This is a genomic window from Pantoea pleuroti (genome assembly GCF_014156615.1).
Lineage (GTDB): Bacteria > Pseudomonadota > Gammaproteobacteria > Enterobacterales > Enterobacteriaceae > Pantoea > Pantoea agglomerans.
In genome coordinates this window covers 220,768-243,072 of the sequence record NZ_SBFD01000003.1, presented here as the reverse complement: position 1 = coordinate 243,072, position 22,305 = coordinate 220,768, and the positions used below count along the sequence as shown (strand labels likewise).

The window sequence follows — 22,305 nt, the reverse complement described above, 5'->3', positions numbered from 1 at the left end:
TGGCGCCGGGTGGTCGTGATGATTCAGAACCTGGTGGGTCAGGCTCTTAAACATAGCGTGGAACGCTTATTCCGCCGCCTGTAATGGGTAAATCAGCTCATCGTTGAGCGGACGATCGTCAAATTGTTCAATAATCAGGTACTTCAGTGCTTCAACATTCGGCGTAAAGGCGTCGCGTCGCCACATCAGCCAGGTGGCGGTGTCGCGATAAGCGGGAGGTAACGTATGCGCCTGCACCCGTGACCGATCCGCCATCTGCTTCAGCACCGAGGCCGGGATCATCGCTACGCCCGCACCGCCTGCCACGCAGGACAGCATGGCGTGATAGGACTGAATCTCCATCACACTGTTGGGCGCAGTCTGGCTGTCGCGATACCAGCTCTCCAGCTTCACCCGGTAAGAGCAGCTGTTGCGAAAGGCAAACAGGGTATCGTCCTGCACGTCGCGCGCGGTGGCGATTGGCGCATGATCGAGGCCGGTGATCAGTATCATCTCTTCGCGAAAGGCGATGCAGCCATTGAGATCGTCATGGGAGACCGGGCCATCGACCAGCGCGGCCGCCAGGGTGCCTTCACGCACCCGATCGATGATTTCGCCCGAGGTGCCGGTAATCAGCGACAGCGCCACTTTGGGAAAGCGCTGGTGATAGGCGGCGAGCAGGCCGGGCAGACGCGTCGCCGCGGTGCTCTCCATTGAGCCCAGCGCAAAGTTGCCCGCCGGTTCACCGGTGCGGGTCATGCTCATCGCTTCTTCACTTAATGCCAGGATACGCTGCGCATAATTCAGAAAATTATGGCCCATTGGTGACAGGCGAATGCGCTGTTTCTCACGAATAAAGAGATCCACACCTAATTCTTCTTCCAGCTGGCGCAACCGCGTGGTGAGATTAGAGGGGACGCGATGCAGCTGTTCTGCTGCGCGCGCCAGCGAACCCGTTTCGGCGACGGAACAGAACATACGCAGCTGAACTAAATCCATATCTTCTCTTCCTGTAAGCAAGTTGGTTAAAATTATTCACTTTCCGTGAGTTTAATCATCCTGCATGCTGTTAGCAAGTCAGAAGAGATCTCAGGGCAGAACAACAGGAGTTCAGCAATGGCGTTACGCGTCGCGCTCAGCGCGTTTTTAACCTTATTTGTCGCGATGGGCATTGGCCGGTTTGCTTTTACGCCCCAGGTGCCGCTGATGATTCAGGCACACCAGCTGACACTCACCAGTGCCAGCCTGGTCGCGGCACTTAACTATCTTGGCTATCTGTGTGGCTCATTTGATGCCATGCGTGCACACCGGCGGGTTGAGCTGCGATTGCAGGCGGGCGTATGGGGCGCGGTGATCCTGACCCTGCTCTCAGCATTGGCCAGCGGACCGTGGCTGCATGGCGCAATCCGCTTTCTTATTGGCTGGGCCAGCGGCTGGGCGATGGTGCTAGTGGCGGCCTGGAGCAACGAACAGCTGCATCGCCATGGCCGGGCAGGGCTGTCGGCGGCCGTTTTTGCCGGGCCAGGCTGCGGCATTTTTGTCAGTGGTCTGCTGGGGGTAGCGCTGCACACATTGCAGGTTTCTGCCGGTCTGGCCTGGGCCGCTTACGGTGCGCTGGCGCTGCTGCTGATTGCGCTGATTACCCGTAATCTGCCGCGTCGGGGTGAACTGCACCGCCCGGATCAGGCACCCGAGCCGCTGGTGCTGGACCGCAACCTTAAACGTCTGGTACTGAGTTACAGTCTGGCGGGCTTTGGCTACATTCTGCCCGCCACCTTTTTGTCGCAGATGGCCGCCACGCGGTTTCCTGACGGCATCTTCGCGCAGTTTGTCTGGCCGATTTTTGGCGGCGCGGCGATGATCGGCATCCTGCTGGGGATCCTGACGCGACGCTGGGGGCACAGCCACGTCCGCCTGGCTCTGGTGCTGTGGGCGCAGGCGCTGGGCGTATTTGCCGCGGCGCTGCTGCCAGGCTTTAGCGGCCTGCTGGCCGGTGCGCTGCTGGTAGGGGGCGGTTTCCTCAGCGTGGTGCAGCTGTCGCTGCTCTGCGCCCGTGAGCTGGCACCCAATCATCTGCGCTACATGGCTGGCCTGCTGACCACCGGCTATGCGGTCGGACAACTGGTCGGCCCGCTGCTCTCTTTTCTCTCTACCGCTCTGTTACATCGGCTGGAGCCTGCCCTGTGGGTTGCCGGGGTTAGCCTGGTCTGGGCCGGCCTGCTGGTGTGGCGGCGAACCGGGTGAAAAGCTTTCATCACCAATCTGATTGATTGCTGGATTCCCCGCAAAGAAAGTTTCACAATACGCGCCTGATTACAGGGCCCGCAGGCAAAAGCTCGCGGGCGCAACACCAGCCGGAGAAGAGTAAGATGAGCACCCTAAGTCAGGAAGCTGCCCTGGTTCACGAAGCGCTGCTGGCACGTGGACTGGAAACGCCGTTACGTGCACCGACGCGCGATATAGATGACAATACACGTAAAAGTCTGATTGCCGGGCACATGACCGAGATTATGCAGCTGCTGAATCTGGATCTTGAAGATGACAGCCTGATGGAAACGCCGCATCGCATCGCCAAAATGTATGTGGATGAAGTCTTTTCCGGTCTCGACTACGCCAACTTCCCGAAAATCACCGTCATTGAGAATAAAATGAAGGTTGATGAGATGGTGACCGTGCGTGATATCACGCTGACCAGCACCTGTGAACATCACTTTGTGATCATCGATGGCAAAGCGACCGTCGCCTACATTCCCAAAGAAAAGGTGATTGGCCTGTCGAAAATTAACCGTATCGTGCAGTTCTTCGCCCAGCGCCCGCAGGTGCAGGAGCGTCTGACACAGCAGGTTCTGGTCGCACTGCAGACGCTGCTGGGCACCAACAATGTGGCTGTTTCTATTGATGCGGTGCATTACTGCGTAAAAGCGCGTGGCGTAAAAGATGCCACCAGCGCCACCACGACGACCTCTCTGGGTGGCCTGTTCAAGTCCAGCCAGAATACCCGCCAGGAATTTTTGCGCGCGGTGCGCCATAGTTGAGTCTACGGCGGGCGCATAATGTTGCCCGCCTCAATGGTGCAGGTGCCGCATGCAACGCTATCACGCGCTGGATTTCATTCGTGGATGTGCCATTCTCGGCATTCTGCTACTCAATATTGTCGGCTTTGGCCTGCCTTCTGCCGCCTACCTTAATCCGGCCTGGCAGGGCAGCGTCAGCCTGTCCGATGTCTGGACATGGGCGATCTCTGACGCCTTTGCCCAGCTCAAATTCCTCACCCTGTTTGCGCTGCTGTTTGGCGCAGGCCTGCAAATGCAGCTGCCACGCGGCAGTCGCTGGCTGACAGCCCGGCTTTCACTGCTGGTGCTGATCGGTTTTCTGCACGGCGTCTTTCTCTGGGAGGGCGATATCCTGCTGGACTACGGCATTATCGGGCTGGTGGTCTGGCGGGTAGTGCGCGATGTCCCTTCCACCCGCAGTCTGATGAATACCGGCATTCTGCTCTACCTGGTGGGCTGTGGCGTTCTGCTGGTGTTTGGGTCGATCTCCGATCCTGAACCGACCCGATCCTGGCTGCCTGGTGCTGCCGATCTGCAATATGAACAATACTGGAAACTGACTGGCGGCTGGGAAGCGATACAGAACCGGCTGGATCATCTCTCGTCAGGACTGATGGCGCTGGCGGCGCAGTATGGCTGGCAGCTGGCGGGCCTGATGATGATCGGTGGCGCACTGCTGCGTAGTGGCTGGCTGATCGGCGAGTTTTCAGCGCAACATTACCGTCAGGCTGCGGCGCTGCTGTTAACGATGGGGTTGTTAATTGCGGTGGCCGGTGTGGCAGCGCAATGGCTGTTACATTGGGAGTTCCGCTGGACCGCTTTTTATCTGCAAGCCCCGCGCGATCTCGCCAGCCCGCTGATTAGCCTGGGCTACGCCGCGCTCTGTCTGGCTTACTGGCCGCAGATAGCGCGCTGGCGCATCAGCTATGCCATTCAGTGCGTGGGCCGCATGGCGTTGACCAACTATCTGCTGCAGTCGCTGATCTGCACCACGCTGTTCTATCGCTTCGGCTTCTATATGCACTTTACCCGGCTGGAGCTGGTGCTGATGGTGCCTGCGGTCTGGCTTATCAATATTCTGTTTTCACTCATCTGGTTACATTTCTTCGCACAGGGTCCGCTGGAGTGGCTGTGGCGGCGGCTCACGCTGATCTCAGCCGGTAAATCGCGCATCACTGACAACGCCAGATAATGACCGCCATCACAAAGGTTACAGAATTGTATGTAACCGTTTTCATTGATGTGACGCAATTCACGCTGTACGCCTCCTGCCCCTGACAAAATAGCGCCGGTGTTCAACCCGGCGTGATGCCTTATTTTTCCTCTGTGGAACTGCTGCATGATAACAATTCGTGATGTTGCCCGTCAGGCTGGCGTGTCGGTGGCGACCGTGTCGCGCGTCCTCAATCAGAGCAGCGCCGTCACCTCTGACACCCGCGACGCCGTGTTACAGGCGGTGGAAGCGCTTGGCTATCGGCCCAACGCCAATGCGCAGGCGCTGGCGACGCAGGTCAGTGACACCATTGGCGTGGTGGTGATGGATGTTTCGGATCCCTTCTTCGGTGCACTGGTTAAAGCAGTGGATACCGTGGCGCAGCGCGTGCACAAACATGTGTTAATCAGCAACTCCTGGCATCAGGAAGAGAAAGAGCGTCATGCCATTGAAGTGCTGATTCGTCAGCGTTGCAGCGCCCTGGTGGTACACGCTAAAACACTGCCTGACGCTGAGCTGGCGGATTTTATGCGCCACGTTCCGGGCATGGTGGTCATTAACCGCATCGTGCCCGGATTTGAACACCGCAGTGTCAGTCTGGATAACGTCACGGGTGCGTTGATGGCCTCACGAACCCTGCTACAACAGGGGCATAGCCGCATTGGCTACCTTTGTTCCAGTCATCCTATCGAAGATGTGGCGCAGCGCCGTGAAGGGTGGATTCAGGCGATGGCAGAGCAGGGCATCCGGCCGCAGGAGAGCTGGATAGCCAGCGCAGAGCCCGATATGCAGGGCGGCGAAGCGGCGATGGTGGAGTTGCTGGGACGCAATCTCAACCTCAGTGCGGTGTTTGCCTATAACGACGGCATGGCGGCTGGCGCACTCACTGCGCTGAAAGACAACGGCATCCAGGTGCCACAGCATTTTTCTGTCATTGGCTTTGATGATATCCCGATTTCCCGTTACACCGATCCGCAGTTAACCACTGTGCGCTATCCCATTGTATCTATGGCAAAAATCGCCACTGAACTGGCGCTGCAGGGTGCAGCCGGACTGCTGGATGACACGGCAACGCACATCTTTATGCCAACGCTGGTGCGGCGTCATTCGGTGGCGCAGCGGCAAAATGTGGAGTCCGTCACTAATTCAGGCGATTCAGCCATGTAACCGTTTTCAATCTGTGATTACATTCACAGTTAATTAACATTGCTCTCACTATGATGGCAGCGTCTTACCGGACTGAAACATTATGTAACGCCAGTGTAACGGCATCAGTTGTGGTCTCAGTAGCCGGTTAAAGGGTTTATACCCTCTTCATGGAAGCATTCTGGCACAGGGAAGTCAGGTTTTAGACGGTGTTCAATGGCTTAACATTCTCATTACGTTAACCGACGCGCCGCTCTGTTTTACCGATTGCTCTCCCGCCTGTATGGCGCGGTAGCGCTAAAAAGACCCTGCATAATAAAACCGGAGATACCATGAATAAGAAGGTTTTCACGCTTACAGCACTGGTTGCCAGCATGATGTTTGGTGCAACCGCTCACGCAGCTGACACCCGTATCGGCGTGACCATTTACAAATATGATGACAACTTCATGTCAATGGTACGCAAAGACATCGAGAAAGAAGCGAAAGCGATCGGTGGCGTGCAGTTGCTGATGAATGATTCACAGAACGACCAGTCCAAACAGAACGATCAGATTGACGTGCTGATGGCAAAAGGCGTGAAAGCGCTGGCGATTAACCTGGTTGACCCGGCTGCGGCTGCGGTGGTGGTAGACAAAGCGCGTGCCAACGACGTGCCGGTGGTCTTCTTCAACAAAGAACCTAACGCCAAAGTGCTGGCCGGTTATGACAAAGCTTACTATGTCGGTACCGACTCTAAAGAGTCAGGCATCATTCAGGGGCAGCTGATTGAGAAGCACTGGAAAGCCACACCAGCATGGGATCTGAACAAAGATGGTCAGATTCAGTTCGTGCTGCTGAAAGGCGAGCCGGGCCATCCTGATGCAGAAGCCCGTACCAAATATGTGATCGATACCCTGAACAAAGATGGTCTGAAAACCCAGCAGTTAGCGATGGATACTGCAATGTGGGATACCGCGCAGGCCAAAGATAAGATGGATGCGTGGCTGTCAGGCCCGAATGCCAAAAAAATCGAAGTCGTGATTGCCAACAACGATGCGATGGCAATGGGTGCGGTTGAAGCGCTGAAAGCGCACAACATGACCTCAATCCCGGTCTTCGGCGTCGATGCACTGCCAGAAGCGCTGGCGCTGGTGAAATCCGGTGCGCTGGCCGGTACCGTGCTGAACGATGCGGAAAACCAGGCGAAAGCAACGCTGGATATTGCCAACAATCTGGCTAACGGCAAAGCCGCCACCGACGGAACAAACTTCAAGATGGTTGATAAGATCGTCCGCGTTCCTTACGTGCCGGTTGATAAAGAAAATCTGTCTCAGTTCGTGAAATAAGATCGATTACGGGCGCGACCGCTGTCGCGCCTTTTTTATGTCACCACCGTTTTTTAGCCAGGTAAAATATGGCCAGTGATAATACGACCGCGCAGCGAGAATATCTGCTGGAAATGACGGATGTCTCAAAATCATTTCCCGGCGTTAAAGCGTTAGATAATGTGAATTTAAAAGTGCGGCCTCACTCTGTTCATGCATTAATGGGCGAGAACGGTGCCGGGAAATCCACCTTATTAAAATGCCTGTTTGGTATTTATAAAAAAGATACCGGCAGTATCCTGTTTCAGGGTAAAGAGATCGACTATAAAAGCTCCAAAGAGGCGCTGGAAAATGGCGTGTCGATGGTGCATCAGGAATTAAACCTGGTCCTGCAGCGTACCGTGATGGACAACATGTGGCTTGGGCGTTATCCACGCAAAGGCTTCTTTGTCGATCAGGATAAAATGTACCGGGATACCAAAGCGATTTTTGACGAGCTGGATATTGATATCGATCCGCGCGACAAAGTTGCCAATCTTTCTGTATCGCAGATGCAGATGATTGAAATTGCCAAAGCGTTCTCCTACGACGCGAAAATTGTGATTATGGATGAGCCGACCTCCTCGTTAACCGAGAAAGAGGTTAATCACCTGTTCACGATTATTCGTAAGCTGAAAGATCGCGGCTGTGGCATTGTTTATATTTCGCACAAAATGGAAGAGATTTTCCAGCTGTGTGATGAGATCACTATCCTGCGTGATGGTCAGTGGATCACCTCTCAGCCGCTGGAAGGGCTGGATATGGATAAGATCATCTCCATGATGGTCGGCCGTTCACTGAACCAGCGTTTCCCTGACCGTACCAACGTGCCAGGCGAGACGATTCTTGAGGTGCGTCATCTGACGTCACTGCGTCAGCCATCGATTCGCGACATCTCATTTGATTTGCGTAAAGGGGAGATACTCGGCATTGCCGGGCTGGTGGGCGCCAAACGTACCGATATCGTCGAAACGCTGTTTGGCATTCGCGAAAAATCGGGCGGCACCATTAAACTGCATGGCAAACCGATTAATAATCACAGCGCCAATGAAGCCATTAACCACGGTTTTGCGCTGGTGACTGAAGAGCGTCGCTCAACTGGTATTTATGCTTTCCTTGACATTGGTTTTAACTCGCTTATTTCCAATATCAAAAAATATAAAAACAGTATGGGACTGCTGGATAATAAACGCATGAAGAGTGATACCCAGTGGGTTATCGATTCTATGCGTGTAAAAACGCCAGGCCACCATACCCAGATTGGTTCGCTTTCGGGCGGTAACCAGCAAAAAGTGATTATTGGCCGCTGGTTATTGACCCAGCCTGAAATCCTGATGCTTGATGAACCCACTCGCGGTATTGATGTTGGTGCAAAATTCGAAATTTACCAGTTAATTGCTGAGCTGGCGAAAAGAGAGAAGGGCATCATTATTATCTCATCCGAAATGCCGGAGCTGTTAGGCATTACCGATCGTATTCTGGTAATGAGTAATGGTCTGGTAGCAGGCATAGTTGATACCAAAACGACCACGCAGAACGAAATATTGCGTTTAGCGTCATTACACCTTTAATGAAGCAAGGGCTGTTAACATGAAAGCGACTACAAAAAAGAATGCGCTAACCTGGTTAAAAGAGGGCGGCATTTATGTCGTGCTGCTGGTATTGCTGGCTATTATTATTTTCCAGGACCCCTCATTTTTAAGTTTAATGAACCTGAGTAATATTCTGACCCAATCTTCGGTGCGCATTATTATTGCACTGGGTGTGGCGGGTCTGATTGTGACCCAGGGTACTGACCTGTCAGCCGGACGTCAGGTCGGTCTGGCGGCGGTGGTCGCCGCGACGCTGCTGCAGGCGATGGATAACGCGAACAAGGTCTTCCCGACGCTGGATACGGTACCGATTCCACTGGTTATTCTGACCGTGTGCATCATCGGCGGCGTGATTGGTCTGGTCAACGGTGTGATTATTGCTTACCTCAAGGTAACGCCATTTATCACCACGCTGGGCACCATGATCATCGTTTACGGTATTAACTCACTCTATTACGACTTTGTTGGCGCATCACCGATTGCCGGGTTTGATACAGGGTTCTCGAAATTTACACAGGGCTTCTTACGCTTTGGTGATTTCAAGCTTTCGTTCATCACCTTCTACGCCGTGATTGCCATTATTTTCGTCTGGGTGCTGTGGAACAAAACCCGCTTTGGCAAAAACATTTTTGCTATCGGCGGTAACCCGGAAGCGGCGAAAGTCTCAGGCGTTAACGTCAACCTGAACCTGATCATGATTTATGCCCTGTCAGGTGTGTTCTACGCCTTCGGCGGGATGCTGGAAGCGGGGCGTATCGGTTCGGCCACCAACAACCTTGGCTTTATGTATGAGCTGGATGCGATTGCGGCCTGTGTGGTCGGCGGTGTCTCCTTCGCCGGTGGTGTGGGTAGCGTGGCGGGCGTAGTGACCGGTGTGTTGATCTTTACCGTCATCAACTACGGTCTGACCTATATCGGCGTCAACCCTTACTGGCAGTACATTATTAAAGGCGGCATCATTATCTTCGCCGTGGCGCTGGATTCCCTGAAATATTCCCGTAAGAAGTAAGTCTTCTTCAGTGCTCACAAAGCGACCTTCGGGTCGCTTTTTTATTATGTAAAAGAAGGGATTGTCGCTGGAGTGCATGCATTGTCGCTGTGAGATCGAGTCTGCGAAGGGAACACGGTCAGATCGGAAAGTCGCAAAAGCCGTCATCCATGACACGCTCGGCCCACGCCATCCCTGGCGTGGGACGCTTTCCTCTTCTGACCATGTTCCCTGCGCGTTGAGCTGATTTATTGCTGTCATATGTAGCCCGCTTCAACTTCTCAGCAGACTGGTCTTTACCATCAGACGGCGACAAAAGCTAAAACGATGAGAGCATACGCCTGTAGCAAAGCATCGCGGACCATGGACAAAACGCCGGGAGCGTTTTTGAACAACGCAATGCATTGGCCCGTTTACGGGCGCACCTCAGGGATGAGGTGCGTAATCGCCTGCGCTGAGCCCCGCCAGTGATGGCGTCTTTTGCGTCTTTACGGAAGGCGTATGCTCCGTGAGCCCTGCACGTCACTGCCAGACTTCGGCACAGCAGTAACCAGCATAAATAAGCCGCAGCGCGTGAGCTATTTCTGCAGCTTCTGTTCCAGCTCCAGCAGCTGCTCCGGCGTCACTGCCGGGTAACTCTGTGCATCTTCAGGGACATCGCGTACGGCGGGGATCGGCACCAGTGGGCCCAGGAAGCGCGGTTCGCGCTTAAGCAGGAAGAGATCCACCAGCGCGCCCAGCCGGGCACCTACCTCACGGAAGCGCACGCTAAGCATGTTTTTTGGGGAGGGCACCGCATAACACTGCGCCTGAATACCCAGCTGTAAGGCGATAAACAGCGCACGCTCACAATGGAAACGCTGTGTGATAATAATGAAGTCGTTGGTATCAAACACTTTGCGGGTGCGTACAATCGAATCCAGCGTGCGGAAACCGGCATAGTCCAGCACGATATCAGCCGGATCGACACCGGCTTTGATGAGATCGCGGCGCATCGTCATCGGCTCGTTATAGCTTTGCAGCGCGTTATCACCGCTTAACAGCAGATAATTGACCTTGCCGCTGTTGTAGGCATTCAGCGCGCCCTGCATACGATAGAGGTAATACTGATTGATGACGCCGGTGCGATAATATTTCGCCGTACCCAGTACCACACCGACCTGACGATGTGGCAAAGAGGCGACATTTTCGTAGATAAAGGGCGCAGTTTTCCAGCTGATCCAGCGATCAAGGCCGAGCGCCGTTGCCATCATCAGTAAGATGATGAAAAGCAGACCAATGAAAACGCGTTTCAGCATGCGCCTGGAGACTCGATGTCAGAATAGTGAGATGGGACAAGGCTACTTGAGCTGTCACTGTGAAGCAAGTTACTGCCGGCTGGCTGTGCTCTTTTTGAACACTGCCGGATCGGATGCAATCCGGCAGTCTGAAGATTAAATTGAGGTACGACGATAATGACGGTACTGCGGCAGCCAGAAGTTGTTGGCGATAGCCTGTGACAACACATCTTCAGAGGTCACCACGGCGACACCCGCCAGCTGAGCAGCTTTACCCACTTCCATCGCAATGATTTTCGATACACCCTGGATATCTTTAATCTCAGGCAGCACCGGGCCTTCACCTTCATTCACCAGCGGAGAGCAGTCAGCAAGCGCGCGGCTGGCGGTCATCAGCATGGTATCGGTAACGCGGCTGGCACCCGAAGCAATCACACCCAGACCAATGCCCGGGAAGATGTAGGAGTTGTTGCACTGCGCAATCGGATAGGTTTTACCGTTCCAGCTCACCGGCGAGAACGGACTGCCGGTTGCGACCAGTGCGGCACCGTCAGTCCAGGCGATGATATCGGCTGGCGTCGCTTCCACACGTGATGTCGGGTTCGACAGTGGCATCACGATAGGGCGCTTACAGTGCTTGTGCATCTCGCGGATGATCTCTTCGGTGAACAGGCCCGGCTGGCCAGAGACTCCAATCAGAATATCGGGTCTGGCATTGCGCACCACGTCCAGCAGCGAGATGGAATCATTGGTGACATCCCACTGCTGCAGGTTTTCGCTCTTCTGCACCAGCTTGCTCTGGAAATCGAGCAGGTTAGGCAGCTTGTCAGTGAGCAGACCAAAGCGATCCACCATCATTACCCGGCCACGCGCTTCCTCGTCACTCAGACCTTCGGATTTCATCTGTGCGATGATCTGTTCAGCGATACCACAACCTGCGGAACCGGCGCCCAGGAACACCACTTTCTGCTCGCACAGGCGGCTGCCGGCGGCGCGGCTGGCGGCAATCAGGGTGCCCACGGTCACGGCGGCTGTGCCCTGAATATCATCGTTAAAGCAGCAGACTTCATCGCGATAGCGGTTCAGCAGCGGCATGGCATTCTTCTGGGCGAAATCTTCAAACTGCAACAGCACTTTCGGCCAGCGGCGTTTAACGGCCTGAATAAAATCGTTCACGAACGCATCATACTCTTCACCGGTGATGCGCGGATGACGCCAGCCCATATAGAGCGGATCGTTCAGCAACTGCTGGTTGTTGGTACCAACATCCAGCACCACCGGCAGGGTGTAAGCCGGACTGATGCCGCCACAGGCGGTGTAGAGTGAAAGCTTACCAATCGGGATACCCATACCGCCGATGCCCTGATCGCCGAGGCCCAGAATACGCTCGCCATCGGTCACCACGATCACCTTCACATTCTGCTTGGTGGCATTTTGCAGCATATCTTCGATATGGTCGCGGTTAGGGTAGGAGATGAAGACGCCGCGCGCACGACGGTAGATTTCAGAGAAATGCTCGCAGGCTGCGCCGACGGTCGGGGTGTAGATGATGGGCATCATCTCTTCGAGATGGTTATCCAGCAGGCGGTAGAACAGCGTTTCGTTGGTGTCCTGGATGTTACGCAGGTAGACATGCTTATCGTTATTGTTTTTGAAGTCCTGGAACTGACGCCAGGCTCGCTGCGCCTGCTCTTCAATCGATTCCACTGCTTCTGGCAGCAGACCGTTGAGGTTGAATTCGTTACGTTCTTCGATGCTAAAGGCGCTGCCTTTGTTCAGCAGGGGAAATTCCAGCAAAATCGGGCCAGCATAAGGGATATACAGCGGGCGTTTACTTTCGTAGTCGAGTTCCATGCGGTAATGCTCCGGTTGCAGTGTTGTCTGGCGTCACGCCGGAAAGGTAGCGCCAGTTTTCTTACCCGTTATAGCTCAGACTGCAGGCCTGGCAGCGGCAGGGTAACCGCTGCAGAAACATTCACGACCGTGCTTCTGTCCTGCAACCTGAATTATTCAGAGTAATTTGTAATCACGTGAATTCTGGCGCCAGATCCTATGAAATTTCCCGCAGAAGTACAGCGTTTGTTAATAAAAGCTCACAAAACTGTGGCCTCTCTGACAGCGGGTTATGCTTTGTACAGCGTCACCTGTAGCAGCTCACCGCAACCAAATGTCTCAAGCGTCGCCTGTGTGGCGGCGAACTGGCTTAGCGTGGCATTTTCCACTTCGGCTAATACCGCTTTTTTTATCTGACGAACATCGCCACCCTGCATGTTGAGCAGGACCAGCGCTGCCTGAAGGGGCGGGAAACTCGGGTTAAAGGCGGCATTTTCCGCATAGCGCCCGGTGACAATCGCGCCGGTTGCGGTCAGCAGCGCAACACCGGCGTGTGACTGGCTGTAAGGCGCGTGGCTGGCATTGGCAGCGGCAACCGCGGCCTGCACCAGTTCATCGCCTTCGGCTACATAGCCGTGATCCACGCGGTCCATCAGGAAGGTCGTGATGTCCAGATCGCGCGGTCCAAAGGCATCCGGCAGATAATCGGCCAGGGTGCTGATCGCGCGTTGTGGCAGGCTGATGCGAATGTTCGTGCCGCTGTTCAGCTCGTTCATAAACTGACGGCAGTGACCGCACGGTGTGTAGTTAACGGTGATCGTCTCAAGCTGACTTTCGCCACGCAGCCACGCATGAGTAATGGCGCTCTGCTCGGCGTGAACCGTCTGCTGCAACGGCGTACCGGTAAATTCCATGTTGGCCCCGAAGTACCAGTTGCCGCTGACGCCACGGGCGATAGCCCCGACGTTAAAATGCGACACGGTAGCAACGGCACAGGCCGCCGCCAGGGGCAGCAGCGCCAGCGCCAGGGCATCGGCATCCATCCGTGTCTGTTGCTGCAGTGAGGCGACCTGGTCGGCGCTCAGCACCGCCTGAAAGCCAGGATCGTCCAGCAGCGGAGCGAGTGCGGTTTGCAGCGTTGACGGCAATGTCTCAAAGGCAGAGAGGAAACGGGATTGCATGTGAGCCTCATTAGATTCAGCAGGGCGATGTGCCAGTCACCGGTTTATATGTGATCCACATCGCTCTGACAATGTAACCTGTGTTGCATGTTTCAACTTTGCGAGATCTCTCGCAAACTTTCAGCCAAACCAGTGCAGCAGCAGCGGAAAAATAAACGGCGCCAGCAGTGAGGTGATGATGCCGCAGATCACCAGCGCCAGTGAGCTGAATGCCCCTTCCTGATAGTCGAGTTCAGCGGCGCGCGCTGTGCCGAGTGCGTGCGACGCGTTACCTATCGCCAGTCCGCGCGCCGCCTTAGATTTCACGCCAAGCAGATTCAGCACAGTATGTCCGAACACCGCACCCAGTACCCCGGCAATCAGCACGCAGATGGCGCTGATGGCGGGAATACCGTGCAGCGAACCGGAGACGGCCATCGCAATGGGCGTGGTAACGGATTTAGGAACGATGGTAGCGGCGATTTCAGGCGTGGCACCCATCCACAGAGCAATAGCGGTGCCAGAGGTCATGGCGGTCACACTGCCGATAAAGCAGACGCCAATAATCGATTTCCAGCGGGCACGGATCTGATGCATCTGCTCATACAGCGGCAGTGCCAGCGCGACAACAGCCGGTTGCAGCAGCTGATTAAGAATCTGACTGCCCGCGAAATAGCGCGAATAGGGCAGCTGCAACAGCAGCAGAATCGGGATAATAATCGCCATCGCCACCAGCAGCGGATTGAGCAGCGAGATTTTCAGCCGTATCGCCAGTTTGCGCGCCAGAAAAAATGCCGCCAGCGTCAGTGGCAGTGACCACCATATTTCACTCATCGCCTGACTCCCTGGCCGGGCGGCGACTATGAAGCTGGTGAGCGCTTACGCCGACAATAGAGAGAACCAGGAAGGTGCTGACGACGCAGGAGATCACGATAGGGCCAAACTGCGCGGTCAGAATATCGGTGTAGCTCATCACCCCGACGCTGATCGGCACAAACAGCAGCGCCATATAGCGAATCAGCAGATGGCAGCCCGGTTTAACCCAACTGACAGGCAGGATCTGCGAGGCGAGCAGGGCAAACAGAATTAACATCCCAAGGATGCTGCCAGGCAGTTTGATGGGCAGCAGCGAGGCGATGCCGATTCCGGCGTATAAGCAGAGATAAATGATGATAAAGGCGCGAAGATAGCGCCCGCAGACAGACAGCACGGTGAGCATGGCAGGCTCCTGTTTTCACTGAGCTTCATCATACGCATTAACCGCTTAGCGTGCTAGCGATCACATTTATGCAGCGGTGTGACAGTAGCAGATACAGATTTTCAGGGGCGGGAGTGGAGTGGAAGCGGTGGACATTCAGAGCGAGGAGTGATAACCCTTCGCGCCCGTGATGAGGCACGAAGGGTGTGAGAACGGCACTGCGCTAAGCGGTTAAAGCCGCAGAATGCAGAGTGTTACTTAACGGGCATTCCCGGTACGGCACCGCTGTCGACGGACAGCACAAACAGATCTTTGCCGCCAGGACCCGCTGACAGCACCATGCCTTCAGAGATACCAAAGCGCATTTTACGCGGCGCGAGGTTGGCCACGATAATGGTCATTTTACCGACCAGTACGGAAGGATCGGGATAGGCGGCGCGGATACCCGAGAAGATCTGACGCTTTTCACCGCCCAGGTCGAGCTGCAGGCGCAGCAGCTTGTCCGAACCCTCAACCAGTTCCGCCTGCTCAATCAGCGCCACGCGCATATCAACTTTGGCGAAATCGTCGATGGTGATGGTGTCACCTACCGGCGAATCTGCCAGCGGGCCGCTTGCGGCCGGTGCACTGGCGGCAGCGGCATACTCTTTCGAGGCTTCAATCAGTCCTTCAACCTTTGCCATCTCAATGCGGCTGTAGAGCGCTTTGAATGGCGCAACCTGGTGGTCCAGCAGCGGTTGCGCGATAGCATCCCAGCTCAGTTCGCAGTTCAGGAAGCCTTCTGCGCGGGCGCTCAGTGACGGCAGCACCGGCTTCAGCCAGGTCATCAGAATGCGGAACAGGTTAATGCCCATTGAACAGATCGCCTGCAGATCGGCATCACGGCCTTCCTGCTTCGCCACCACCCACGGAGCCTGCTCATCGACATAACGGTTCGCCAGGTCAGCCAGCGCCATGATCTCACGAATAGCCCGGCTGTATTCACGACCGGCCCAGGCGTCACCAATCTTCTCTGACGCGTCCACAAAGGTCTGATAGAGCGCCGGATCGGCCAGCTCAGCCGCCAGTTTGCCGTCAAAGCGTTTAGTGATAAAGCCCGCGTTACGTGACGCCAGGTTAACCACTTTGTTGACGATGTCGGCGTTTACGCGCTGGACGAAATCTTCCAGATTCAGATCGATATCGTCGATACGTGAAGAGAGTTTCGCCGCGTAGTAGTAACGCAGGCTGTCCGCATCCAGATGCTGCAGCCAGGTGCTGGCTTTAATAAAGGTGCCGCGCGACTTCGACATCTTGGCACCGTTGACGGTGACATAGCCGTGCACAAACAGGTTGTTCGGCTTGCGGAAGTTACTGCCTTCCAGCATCGCTGGCCAGAACAGGCTGTGGAAGTAGACGATATCTTTACCGATGAAGTGATAGAGCTCGGTCGTGGAGTCTTTACGCCAGAATTCGTCGAAGTCGATGTCGCCGCGCTTGTCGCACAGGTTCTTGAACGAGCCCATGTAGCCGATAGGCGCATCCAGCCAGACATAAAAATACTTTCCTGGCGCGTCCGGAATTTCAAAGCCGAAGTAGGGCGCGTCGCGGGAGATATCCCACTGCTGCAGGCCCGATTCGAACCACTCCTGCATTTTGTTCGCCACCTGATCCTGCAGCGCACCCGAGCGGGTCCAGGCCTGCAACATGGCGCTGAACGAGGGCAGATCAAAGAAGAAGTGTTCAGAGTCGCGCAGAACCGGCGTCGCGCCAGAGACCACCGATTTTGGCTCGATCAGCTCGGTCGGGCTGTAGGTCGCGCCACACACTTCGCAGTTATCGCCATACTGATCGGCAGATTTACATTTTGGGCAGGTGCCTTTTACAAAACGGTCCGGCAGGAACATCCCTTTTTCCGGATCGTAAAGCTGGGAGATGGTGCGGTTCTTAATGAACCCGTTCTCTTTCAGACGGCCATAAATCAGCGCAGAAAGCTCACGGTTTTCGTCGCCGTGGGTCGAGTGATAGTTGTCATAGCTGACGTTGAAACCGGCAAAGTCGGCTTCATGCTCGCTTTTCATTTCTGCAATCATCTGCTCCGGTGCAATCCCTAACTGCTGAGCTTTCAGCATGATAGGCGTGCCGTGAGCATCATCGGCGCAGATGAAATAAACCTGATTGCCACGCATTCGCTGATAACGCACCCAAATGTCGGCCTGGATATGCTCGAGCATGTGGCCGAGATGGATTGATCCGTTCGCGTAAGGCAGTGCGCACGTTACCAGAATTTTTTTAGCGACTTGAGTCATAGTTTGCGTAGCTTTCTGTTGATTGAAAAAACGGGCTTAGATGGTAACTGAAGGCTTCTCCTGCGTAAACACAAGGGATTCACCCCCTGCGGTCACCGCAGATCCACGGGCATCTGATATCATTGACAATACATCGCTGAAACACAGCGTAAGCACAGCAGAAATAAGGAGTAGGGGATGACAGCACAATCCCGGGAACCGCAGACGCCAGAAGGCCTGCGCGCCATCGTGGCTGGCGTATTGAGAAGCTTTGAGCATCCGACCCTTAAGCAGAATCTCACCGCCCTGAAGGCGTTACATCACGTGGCACAGCTTGACGGTACGCTGCATGTGGAGCTGCTGATGCCGTTTGCCTGGGCCAGCGGGTTCGACGTCCTGAAAGAGCAGGTCAGCGCCGAACTGCTGCGTCAGACCGGCGCGGGTGCCATCAACTGGCGACTCAGCCATGACATTGCCACCCTGAAACGGGTGAAAAACCAGCCGGGCGTCAACGGCGTGAAAAATATTATTGCAGTCAGCTCTGGCAAAGGCGGCGTGGGTAAATCCAGCACCGCCGTGAACATGGCGCTGGCGCTGGCAGCAGAGGGGGCGCGGGTCGGCATTCTTGACGCCGACATTTATGGCCCGTCAGTGCCGAACATGCTTGGCACCCAGGATCAGCGGCCTACCTCGCCGGATGGCACCCACATGGCACCGATCATGGCGCACGGGCTGGCAACCAACTCTATTGGTTATCTGGTAACGGACGACAATGCGATGGTGTGGCGCGGGCCGATGGCCAGCAAAGCGCTGATGCAGCTGCTGAACGAGACGCTGTGGCCTGAGCTGGATTATCTGGTGCTGGATATGCCACCCGGTACCGGCGATATTCAGCTGACGCTGGCGCAGAACGTACCGGTCACCGGCGCGCTGGTGGTGACTACGCCGCAGGATATCGCCCTGATTGATGCCCGCAAAGGGCTGGTGATGTTTGAAAAGGTTAATGTGCCGGTACTTGGTGTGGTGGAAAACATGAGCCTGCATATCTGCAGTCAGTGTGGCTTCCATGAGCCGATTTTCGGCACCGGCGGCGCACAGAAACTGGTAGAGGATTACCAGACGCAGCTGCTGGCTCAGCTGCCGCTGCACATTGACCTGCGCGAAGATCTCGATGAAGGACAGCCGACGGTGATTCGCCGGCCCGATAGCGAGTTTACCGCGCTTTATCGCCAGCTGGCCGGACGCGTTGCTGCCCAGCTTTACTGGCAGGGCGAAGTCATCCCCGGCGACATCGCCTTCCGCGCGCTCTAAGCACGACCCGACCCGCTGGCATATTGCGAAGCCAGCGGGTAGTGCATTAGCACGTAGCCGCCATGTTCGCCTTCGCCTTGTGAAATCATCTTCCAGCCATGTTTCAGGTAAAAGGCCTGCGCCGCTTTATTCTTCTGCAGGCACTTTAGCGCACCGGTTGAGGTAAAGCGCGCCTCTGCCGCCTTAAGCAAAGCGCTGCCCACGCCGCGCCCCTGCCAGTCAGGATCGACATAGAGGCTGTGCAGGAAGTTATCGTTCTCCAGCAGGCCGGCAAATCCGACCCGCTGTCCATCAGCTTCCGCGACCAGCACGGTTTCACCCAGGATTACCCCATCAAAATCTTCCAGCTGCCACTCGCTGCCGTCCAGCCAGCGCCAGTTATGCCGACGCGCCGCCAGAAACAGCGTACGCAGAAAAGGACGATCGGCTTCAGTAAACGGACGAATCTCCACAAGTCAGCTCCCTTTTAATCCGGTCTTACAAAACTAGCAGCGATTCGCGGAGAGGGGCGGAAAAGATAAAGCGGGTTAAATGTCACGTAAATCGCTGTACACTGCCTGCCGGGCCAGAGAGCATCAGGCTCTTAGCGTTTGATAGCTTTCGTTAATCAAATTGATAACGACTGCATATTAGATGTTGGCCCGGAAATTATGTAACCTGCATCACATATTTTAACGGAGGCCACCAGATGTCTATTATCAATACCAAAATCAAGCCGTTCAAAAACGCAGCATTCAAAAACGGCGAATTCATCGACGTAACCGAGAAAGACGTTGAAGGTAAATGGAGTGTGTTCTTCTTCTATCCAGCTGACTTCACCTTCGTCTGCCCGACCGAGCTGGGCGACGTGGCTGATCACTACGAAGAGTTCCAGAAACTGGGCGTAGATATCTACTCCGTTTCTACCGATACCCACTTTACCCACAAAGCCTGGCACGGTTCTTCTGACACCATCGCGAAAATCCAGTACACGATGATCGGTGACCCGACTGGCGCGCTGACCCGTAACTTCGAAATCATGCGCGAAGACGAAGGTCTGGCTGACCGTGGTACCTTTATCGTTGACCCGGAAGGCGTTATCCAGGCAATCGAAATCACTGCTGAAGGCATTGGCCGTGACGCCTCTGACCTGCTGCGCAAAGTGAAAGCGGCTCAGTACGTGGCTTCTCACCCAGGTGAAGTGTGCCCGGCTAAATGGAAAGAAGGTGATGCAACACTGGCTCCGTCTCTGGACCTGGTTGGCAAAATCTAATTCCGCTTCGGCCTTTCGACCATTCTCCAATCGGGTGCTGCGGCACCCGATTTTTTGACCAGGATATCACTATGCTCGACACAAATCTGAAAACCCAGCTCAAGGCTTACCTTGAGAAATTAACCAAACCTGTTGAGTTGATTGCCACGCTGGACGAAGGTGCAAAATCAACCGAGATCCGTGAACTGTTGGTTGATATCGCCGGTTTGTCTGACAAAGTCAGCTTCCGCGAAGAGAACGATCGTCAGGTGCGTAAGCCCTCATTTCTGATCACCAACCCAGGTTCGAACAGCGGCCCGCGTTTTGCCGGTTCACCTCTGGGTCACGAATTTACCTCACTGGTGCTGGCACTGTTACAGACCGGTGGGCATCCGTCGAAAGAAGCACAAAGCCTGCTGGATCAGATTGCCGCGCTGGACAGCGACTTCCATTTCGAAACCTACTATTCGCTCTCATGCCATAACTGCCCTGACGTCGTACAGGCGCTGAACCTGATGGCGGTGATTAACCCGCGTATCAGCCACACCGCTATCGACGGTGGCCTGTTCCAGAACGAGATTCAGGAACGTAACGTGATGGGCGTGCCAGCGGTTTACCTCAATGGTAAAGAGTTTGGTCAGGGTCGCATGAGCCTGGCGGAAATCGTCAGCAAAGTGGATACCAATGCAGACAAACGTGCGGCGGAAGAGCTGAACAAGCGTGACGCCTATGAAGTCCTGATTATCGGCAGCGGCCCGGCGGGCGCAGCGGCAGCCATCTACTCAGCACGTAAAGGTATCCGTACCGGCCTGCTGGGTGAGCGTTTTGGCGGCCAGGTGCTGGATACGGTCGATATCGAAAACTATATCTCCGTACCGAAAACCGAAGGGGCAAAACTGGCCGGTTCACTGCGCGCACACGTGGATGATTACAACGTGGACGTCATTGAAAGCCAGAGCGCCATCAAACTGATCCCGGCAGCGAAAGAGGGCGGAATGCACGCCATCGAAACCGCCTCTGGCGCAGTATTGAAATCACGCAGCATCATCCTGGCGACCGGCGCACGCTGGCGTAACATGGGCGTGCCGGGTGAAGAAGAGTATCGCACCAAAGGCGTGACCTACTGCCCACACTGCGATGGCCCGCTGTTTAAAGGCAAACGCACGGCGGTGATCGGCGGCGGTAACTCCGGCGTGGAAGCGGCCATTGACCTGGCCGGTATCGTTGAACACGTTACTCTGCTGGAGTTTGCCGGTGAGATGCGCGCCGATCAGGTGCTGCAGGATAAGCTGCGCAGCCTGAAGAACGTGGATGTGATTCTGAACGCCCAGACCACCGAAGTGAAAGGCGACGGCACCAAAGTCACCGGCCTGCACTATATCGATCGCACGACGCAGACCACTCATGAGCTGCCGCTCTCCGGTATCTTCGTTCAGATTGGTCTGTTGCCAAATACCCCATGGCTGGAAGGGGCGGTTGAGCGCAACAAAATGGGTGAGATCATCATCGATGGTAAATGCGAAACCAGCCTGAAAGGCGTGTTCGCCGCGGGCGACTGCACCACCGTACCGTACAAGCAGATCATCATCGCCAGCGGCGAAGGTGCTAAAGCCTCACTGAGCGCTTTTGACTATCTGATTCGTACCAAATCGGCAGAGTAACATTTAGTTAGCCAGACAATAGCCCTTCAGCACGCCTGCTGAGGGGCTTTTTTTTGCCTGTTAATAGCCCGCCAGTGTCATCAGCATCATCCAGATTGGCGTTGTCACCGCCGCAAACACGGTAGAAAAGAGCATGCTCGCCGCTGCCGGGCCGGTGATAACATTAAACTTCTGCGACATCAGGTAGACGTTAACCCCGACTGCCATCGATCCCAGCAGCACCACCACTTTACTCTCCAGCGGCGGCAGATCGGTCAGCCACGCGATAGCCCATACCGTCATCGGTTGCAGCACCAGCTTCAGCAGGCAGATGGTATAGCTCTCTTTTAAGCCATCCCGCACCCGATAGTGCGCCAGGCTCATGCCCAGCGTCACCAGCGACAGAGGTGCGGCCAGGGAGGCCAGCATCTTTAGCGGTTCAGCGGCCAGCAGCGGCAAGGGACGTTGCAGAAAGCTCCAGGCTGTTCCGCTGAGAATACCGATGATCAGCGGATTCTTCAGCACGCCGAGCAGGGTCCGCCAGAGTCCTTCCAGCGAGAAGCTGCCCTGTTTTGCCCACTCGACCGAAACGGTCAGTAAGGTCCAGAGGATCAGGCTGTTAAACACCAGCACCAGCGCCACCGGGGGCAGGGCTTCTGGCCCCAGCAGTACCGTGGCCACCGGGATCCCCAGCATCACGTTATTGGAAAAGATGCCGCCCAGCGCAAAAACCGACGCTGCTACGCCATCCAGATTAAACAGCCTTGTTGCCAGCAGTCGCCCCACGATAAACACCAGCAGGCAACTGCCGAAAAAGGCCAGCAACAGGCGCACATCCACCGGCGGACTTTGCGAGAAGGTGCTCATCACCCGAAACAGCATGCAGGGCAGGGCAACGTTAAACACAAAGCGGTTCATCCCTTCGCTGATGCTGGCGGGCCATTTCCCGAGGCGCGTGAGGCAGTACCCCAGCAGGATCAGGATAAACAGCGGGGCTGACAGGTAAATTTGATGGCTTAAGCTTTCAAACAGCAGTGGCATAAAGAGAGTCTGGTCAGACGATGATTAGTT

19 protein-coding genes are annotated in these 22,305 nt (G+C 55.3%); 10 read left to right on the top strand and 9 right to left on the bottom strand.

Annotation, left to right across the window (positions count from 1 at the left end):
- Positions 1-66: 66 nt before the first annotated feature.
- The gene (gene ptrR, locus EPG66_RS08825; protein ID WP_182686567.1) at positions 67-978 is read right to left on the bottom strand and encodes a putrescine utilization regulator PtrR; all 912 of its coding nucleotides are present in this window, start codon (positions 976-978) and stop codon (positions 67-69) included.
- 117 nt (positions 979-1,095) lie between these two features.
- On the opposite strand from ptrR, the gene EPG66_RS08820 reads away from it, so the two are divergent.
- The 7 genes from EPG66_RS08820 to mglC all read left to right on the top strand — a co-directional run bounded on the left by EPG66_RS08820 (position 1,096) and on the right by mglC (position 9,338).
- On the top strand, positions 1,096-2,223 hold the full coding sequence (locus EPG66_RS08820; protein WP_039389265.1) for a YbfB/YjiJ family MFS transporter: 1,128 nt from the start codon (positions 1,096-1,098) through the stop codon (positions 2,221-2,223).
- A 125-nt stretch (positions 2,224-2,348) separates the two neighbouring features.
- Positions 2,349-3,014: a GTP cyclohydrolase I FolE gene (gene folE, locus EPG66_RS08815; protein WP_010248259.1), complete on the top strand. Its 666-nt coding sequence runs from the start codon at positions 2,349-2,351 to the stop codon at positions 3,012-3,014.
- Between the two features lie 49 nt (positions 3,015-3,063).
- Entirely contained in the window at positions 3,064-4,224 is a 1,161-nt protein-coding gene (gene yeiB, locus EPG66_RS08810) for a DUF418 domain-containing protein YeiB (protein ID WP_010248256.1), read from the top strand.
- A gap of 147 nt (positions 4,225-4,371) precedes the next feature.
- Complete coding sequence (gene galS, locus EPG66_RS08805; protein ID WP_022625039.1) at positions 4,372-5,412, top strand: HTH-type transcriptional regulator GalS; 1,041 nt, start codon at positions 4,372-4,374, stop codon at positions 5,410-5,412.
- Between the two features lie 311 nt (positions 5,413-5,723).
- Positions 5,724-6,719 (top strand): galactose/glucose ABC transporter substrate-binding protein MglB, encoded by a 996-nt coding sequence (gene mglB / locus EPG66_RS08800; protein ID WP_010248252.1) that lies wholly within the window; start codon positions 5,724-5,726, stop codon positions 6,717-6,719.
- Positions 6,720-6,787: 68 nt separating this feature from the next.
- Entirely contained in the window at positions 6,788-8,308 is a 1,521-nt protein-coding gene (mglA, locus tag EPG66_RS08795; protein ID WP_010248250.1) for a galactose/methyl galactoside ABC transporter ATP-binding protein MglA, read from the top strand.
- A 19-nt stretch (positions 8,309-8,327) separates the two neighbouring features.
- Complete coding sequence (gene mglC / locus EPG66_RS08790; protein ID WP_010248248.1) at positions 8,328-9,338, top strand: galactose/methyl galactoside ABC transporter permease MglC; 1,011 nt, start codon at positions 8,328-8,330, stop codon at positions 9,336-9,338.
- Positions 9,339-9,895: 557 nt separating this feature from the next.
- Here mglC and sanA read toward each other — a convergent pair.
- From sanA to metG, 6 genes are all read right to left on the bottom strand, one after another.
- Positions 9,896-10,615 carry an outer membrane permeability protein SanA gene (sanA, locus tag EPG66_RS08785; protein WP_182686565.1) on the bottom strand — a complete coding sequence of 240 codons (720 nt, stop codon included), beginning with the start codon at positions 10,613-10,615 and terminating at the stop codon, positions 9,896-9,898.
- A gap of 135 nt (positions 10,616-10,750) precedes the next feature.
- Positions 10,751-12,448, bottom strand: coding sequence for an NAD-dependent malic enzyme (locus EPG66_RS08780; protein WP_031592077.1), 1,698 nt, complete (start codon positions 12,446-12,448; stop codon positions 10,751-10,753).
- A 269-nt stretch (positions 12,449-12,717) separates the two neighbouring features.
- Positions 12,718-13,608 carry a cytidine deaminase gene (cdd, locus tag EPG66_RS08775; protein WP_182686563.1) on the bottom strand — a complete coding sequence of 297 codons (891 nt, stop codon included), beginning with the start codon at positions 13,606-13,608 and terminating at the stop codon, positions 12,718-12,720.
- 120 nt (positions 13,609-13,728) lie between these two features.
- The gene (locus EPG66_RS08770) at positions 13,729-14,421 is read right to left on the bottom strand and encodes a CidB/LrgB family autolysis modulator (RefSeq protein WP_010248240.1); all 693 of its coding nucleotides are present in this window, start codon (positions 14,419-14,421) and stop codon (positions 13,729-13,731) included.
- The gene (locus tag EPG66_RS08765) at positions 14,414-14,806 is read right to left on the bottom strand and encodes a CidA/LrgA family protein (protein ID WP_083069090.1); all 393 of its coding nucleotides are present in this window, start codon (positions 14,804-14,806) and stop codon (positions 14,414-14,416) included. Before EPG66_RS08765 ends, EPG66_RS08770 begins: the two co-directional genes overlap by 8 nt.
- A 233-nt stretch (positions 14,807-15,039) precedes the next feature.
- The gene (gene metG / locus EPG66_RS08760) at positions 15,040-17,073 is read right to left on the bottom strand and encodes a methionine--tRNA ligase (RefSeq protein WP_182686561.1); all 2,034 of its coding nucleotides are present in this window, start codon (positions 17,071-17,073) and stop codon (positions 15,040-15,042) included.
- Between the two features lie 177 nt (positions 17,074-17,250).
- Between metG and apbC the strand changes: the two genes are divergently transcribed.
- Entirely contained in the window at positions 17,251-18,363 is a 1,113-nt protein-coding gene (apbC, locus tag EPG66_RS08755) for an iron-sulfur cluster carrier protein ApbC (RefSeq protein ID WP_182686550.1), read from the top strand.
- Here the strand turns inward: apbC and EPG66_RS08750 are convergent.
- Complete coding sequence (locus tag EPG66_RS08750; protein ID WP_010670997.1) at positions 18,360-18,815, bottom strand: GNAT family N-acetyltransferase; 456 nt, start codon at positions 18,813-18,815, stop codon at positions 18,360-18,362. The genes apbC and EPG66_RS08750 overlap by 4 nt on opposite strands.
- Before the next feature lie 236 nt (positions 18,816-19,051).
- Here EPG66_RS08750 and ahpC point away from each other — a divergent pair, with 236 nt between their 5' ends.
- Both ahpC and ahpF read left to right on the top strand, forming a co-directional pair.
- Entirely contained in the window at positions 19,052-19,615 is a 564-nt protein-coding gene (ahpC, locus tag EPG66_RS08745; protein ID WP_010248225.1) for an alkyl hydroperoxide reductase subunit C, read from the top strand.
- Between the two features lie 71 nt (positions 19,616-19,686).
- Complete coding sequence (gene ahpF / locus EPG66_RS08740) at positions 19,687-21,255, top strand: alkyl hydroperoxide reductase subunit F (RefSeq protein WP_010248223.1); 1,569 nt, start codon at positions 19,687-19,689, stop codon at positions 21,253-21,255.
- Positions 21,256-21,315: 60 nt separating this feature from the next.
- Here ahpF and EPG66_RS08735 read toward each other — a convergent pair whose 3' ends face one another.
- Positions 21,316-22,275 carry an AEC family transporter gene (locus EPG66_RS08735; protein WP_182686548.1) on the bottom strand — a complete coding sequence of 320 codons (960 nt, stop codon included), beginning with the start codon at positions 22,273-22,275 and terminating at the stop codon, positions 21,316-21,318.
- Between the last annotated feature and the right edge of the window lie 30 nt (positions 22,276-22,305).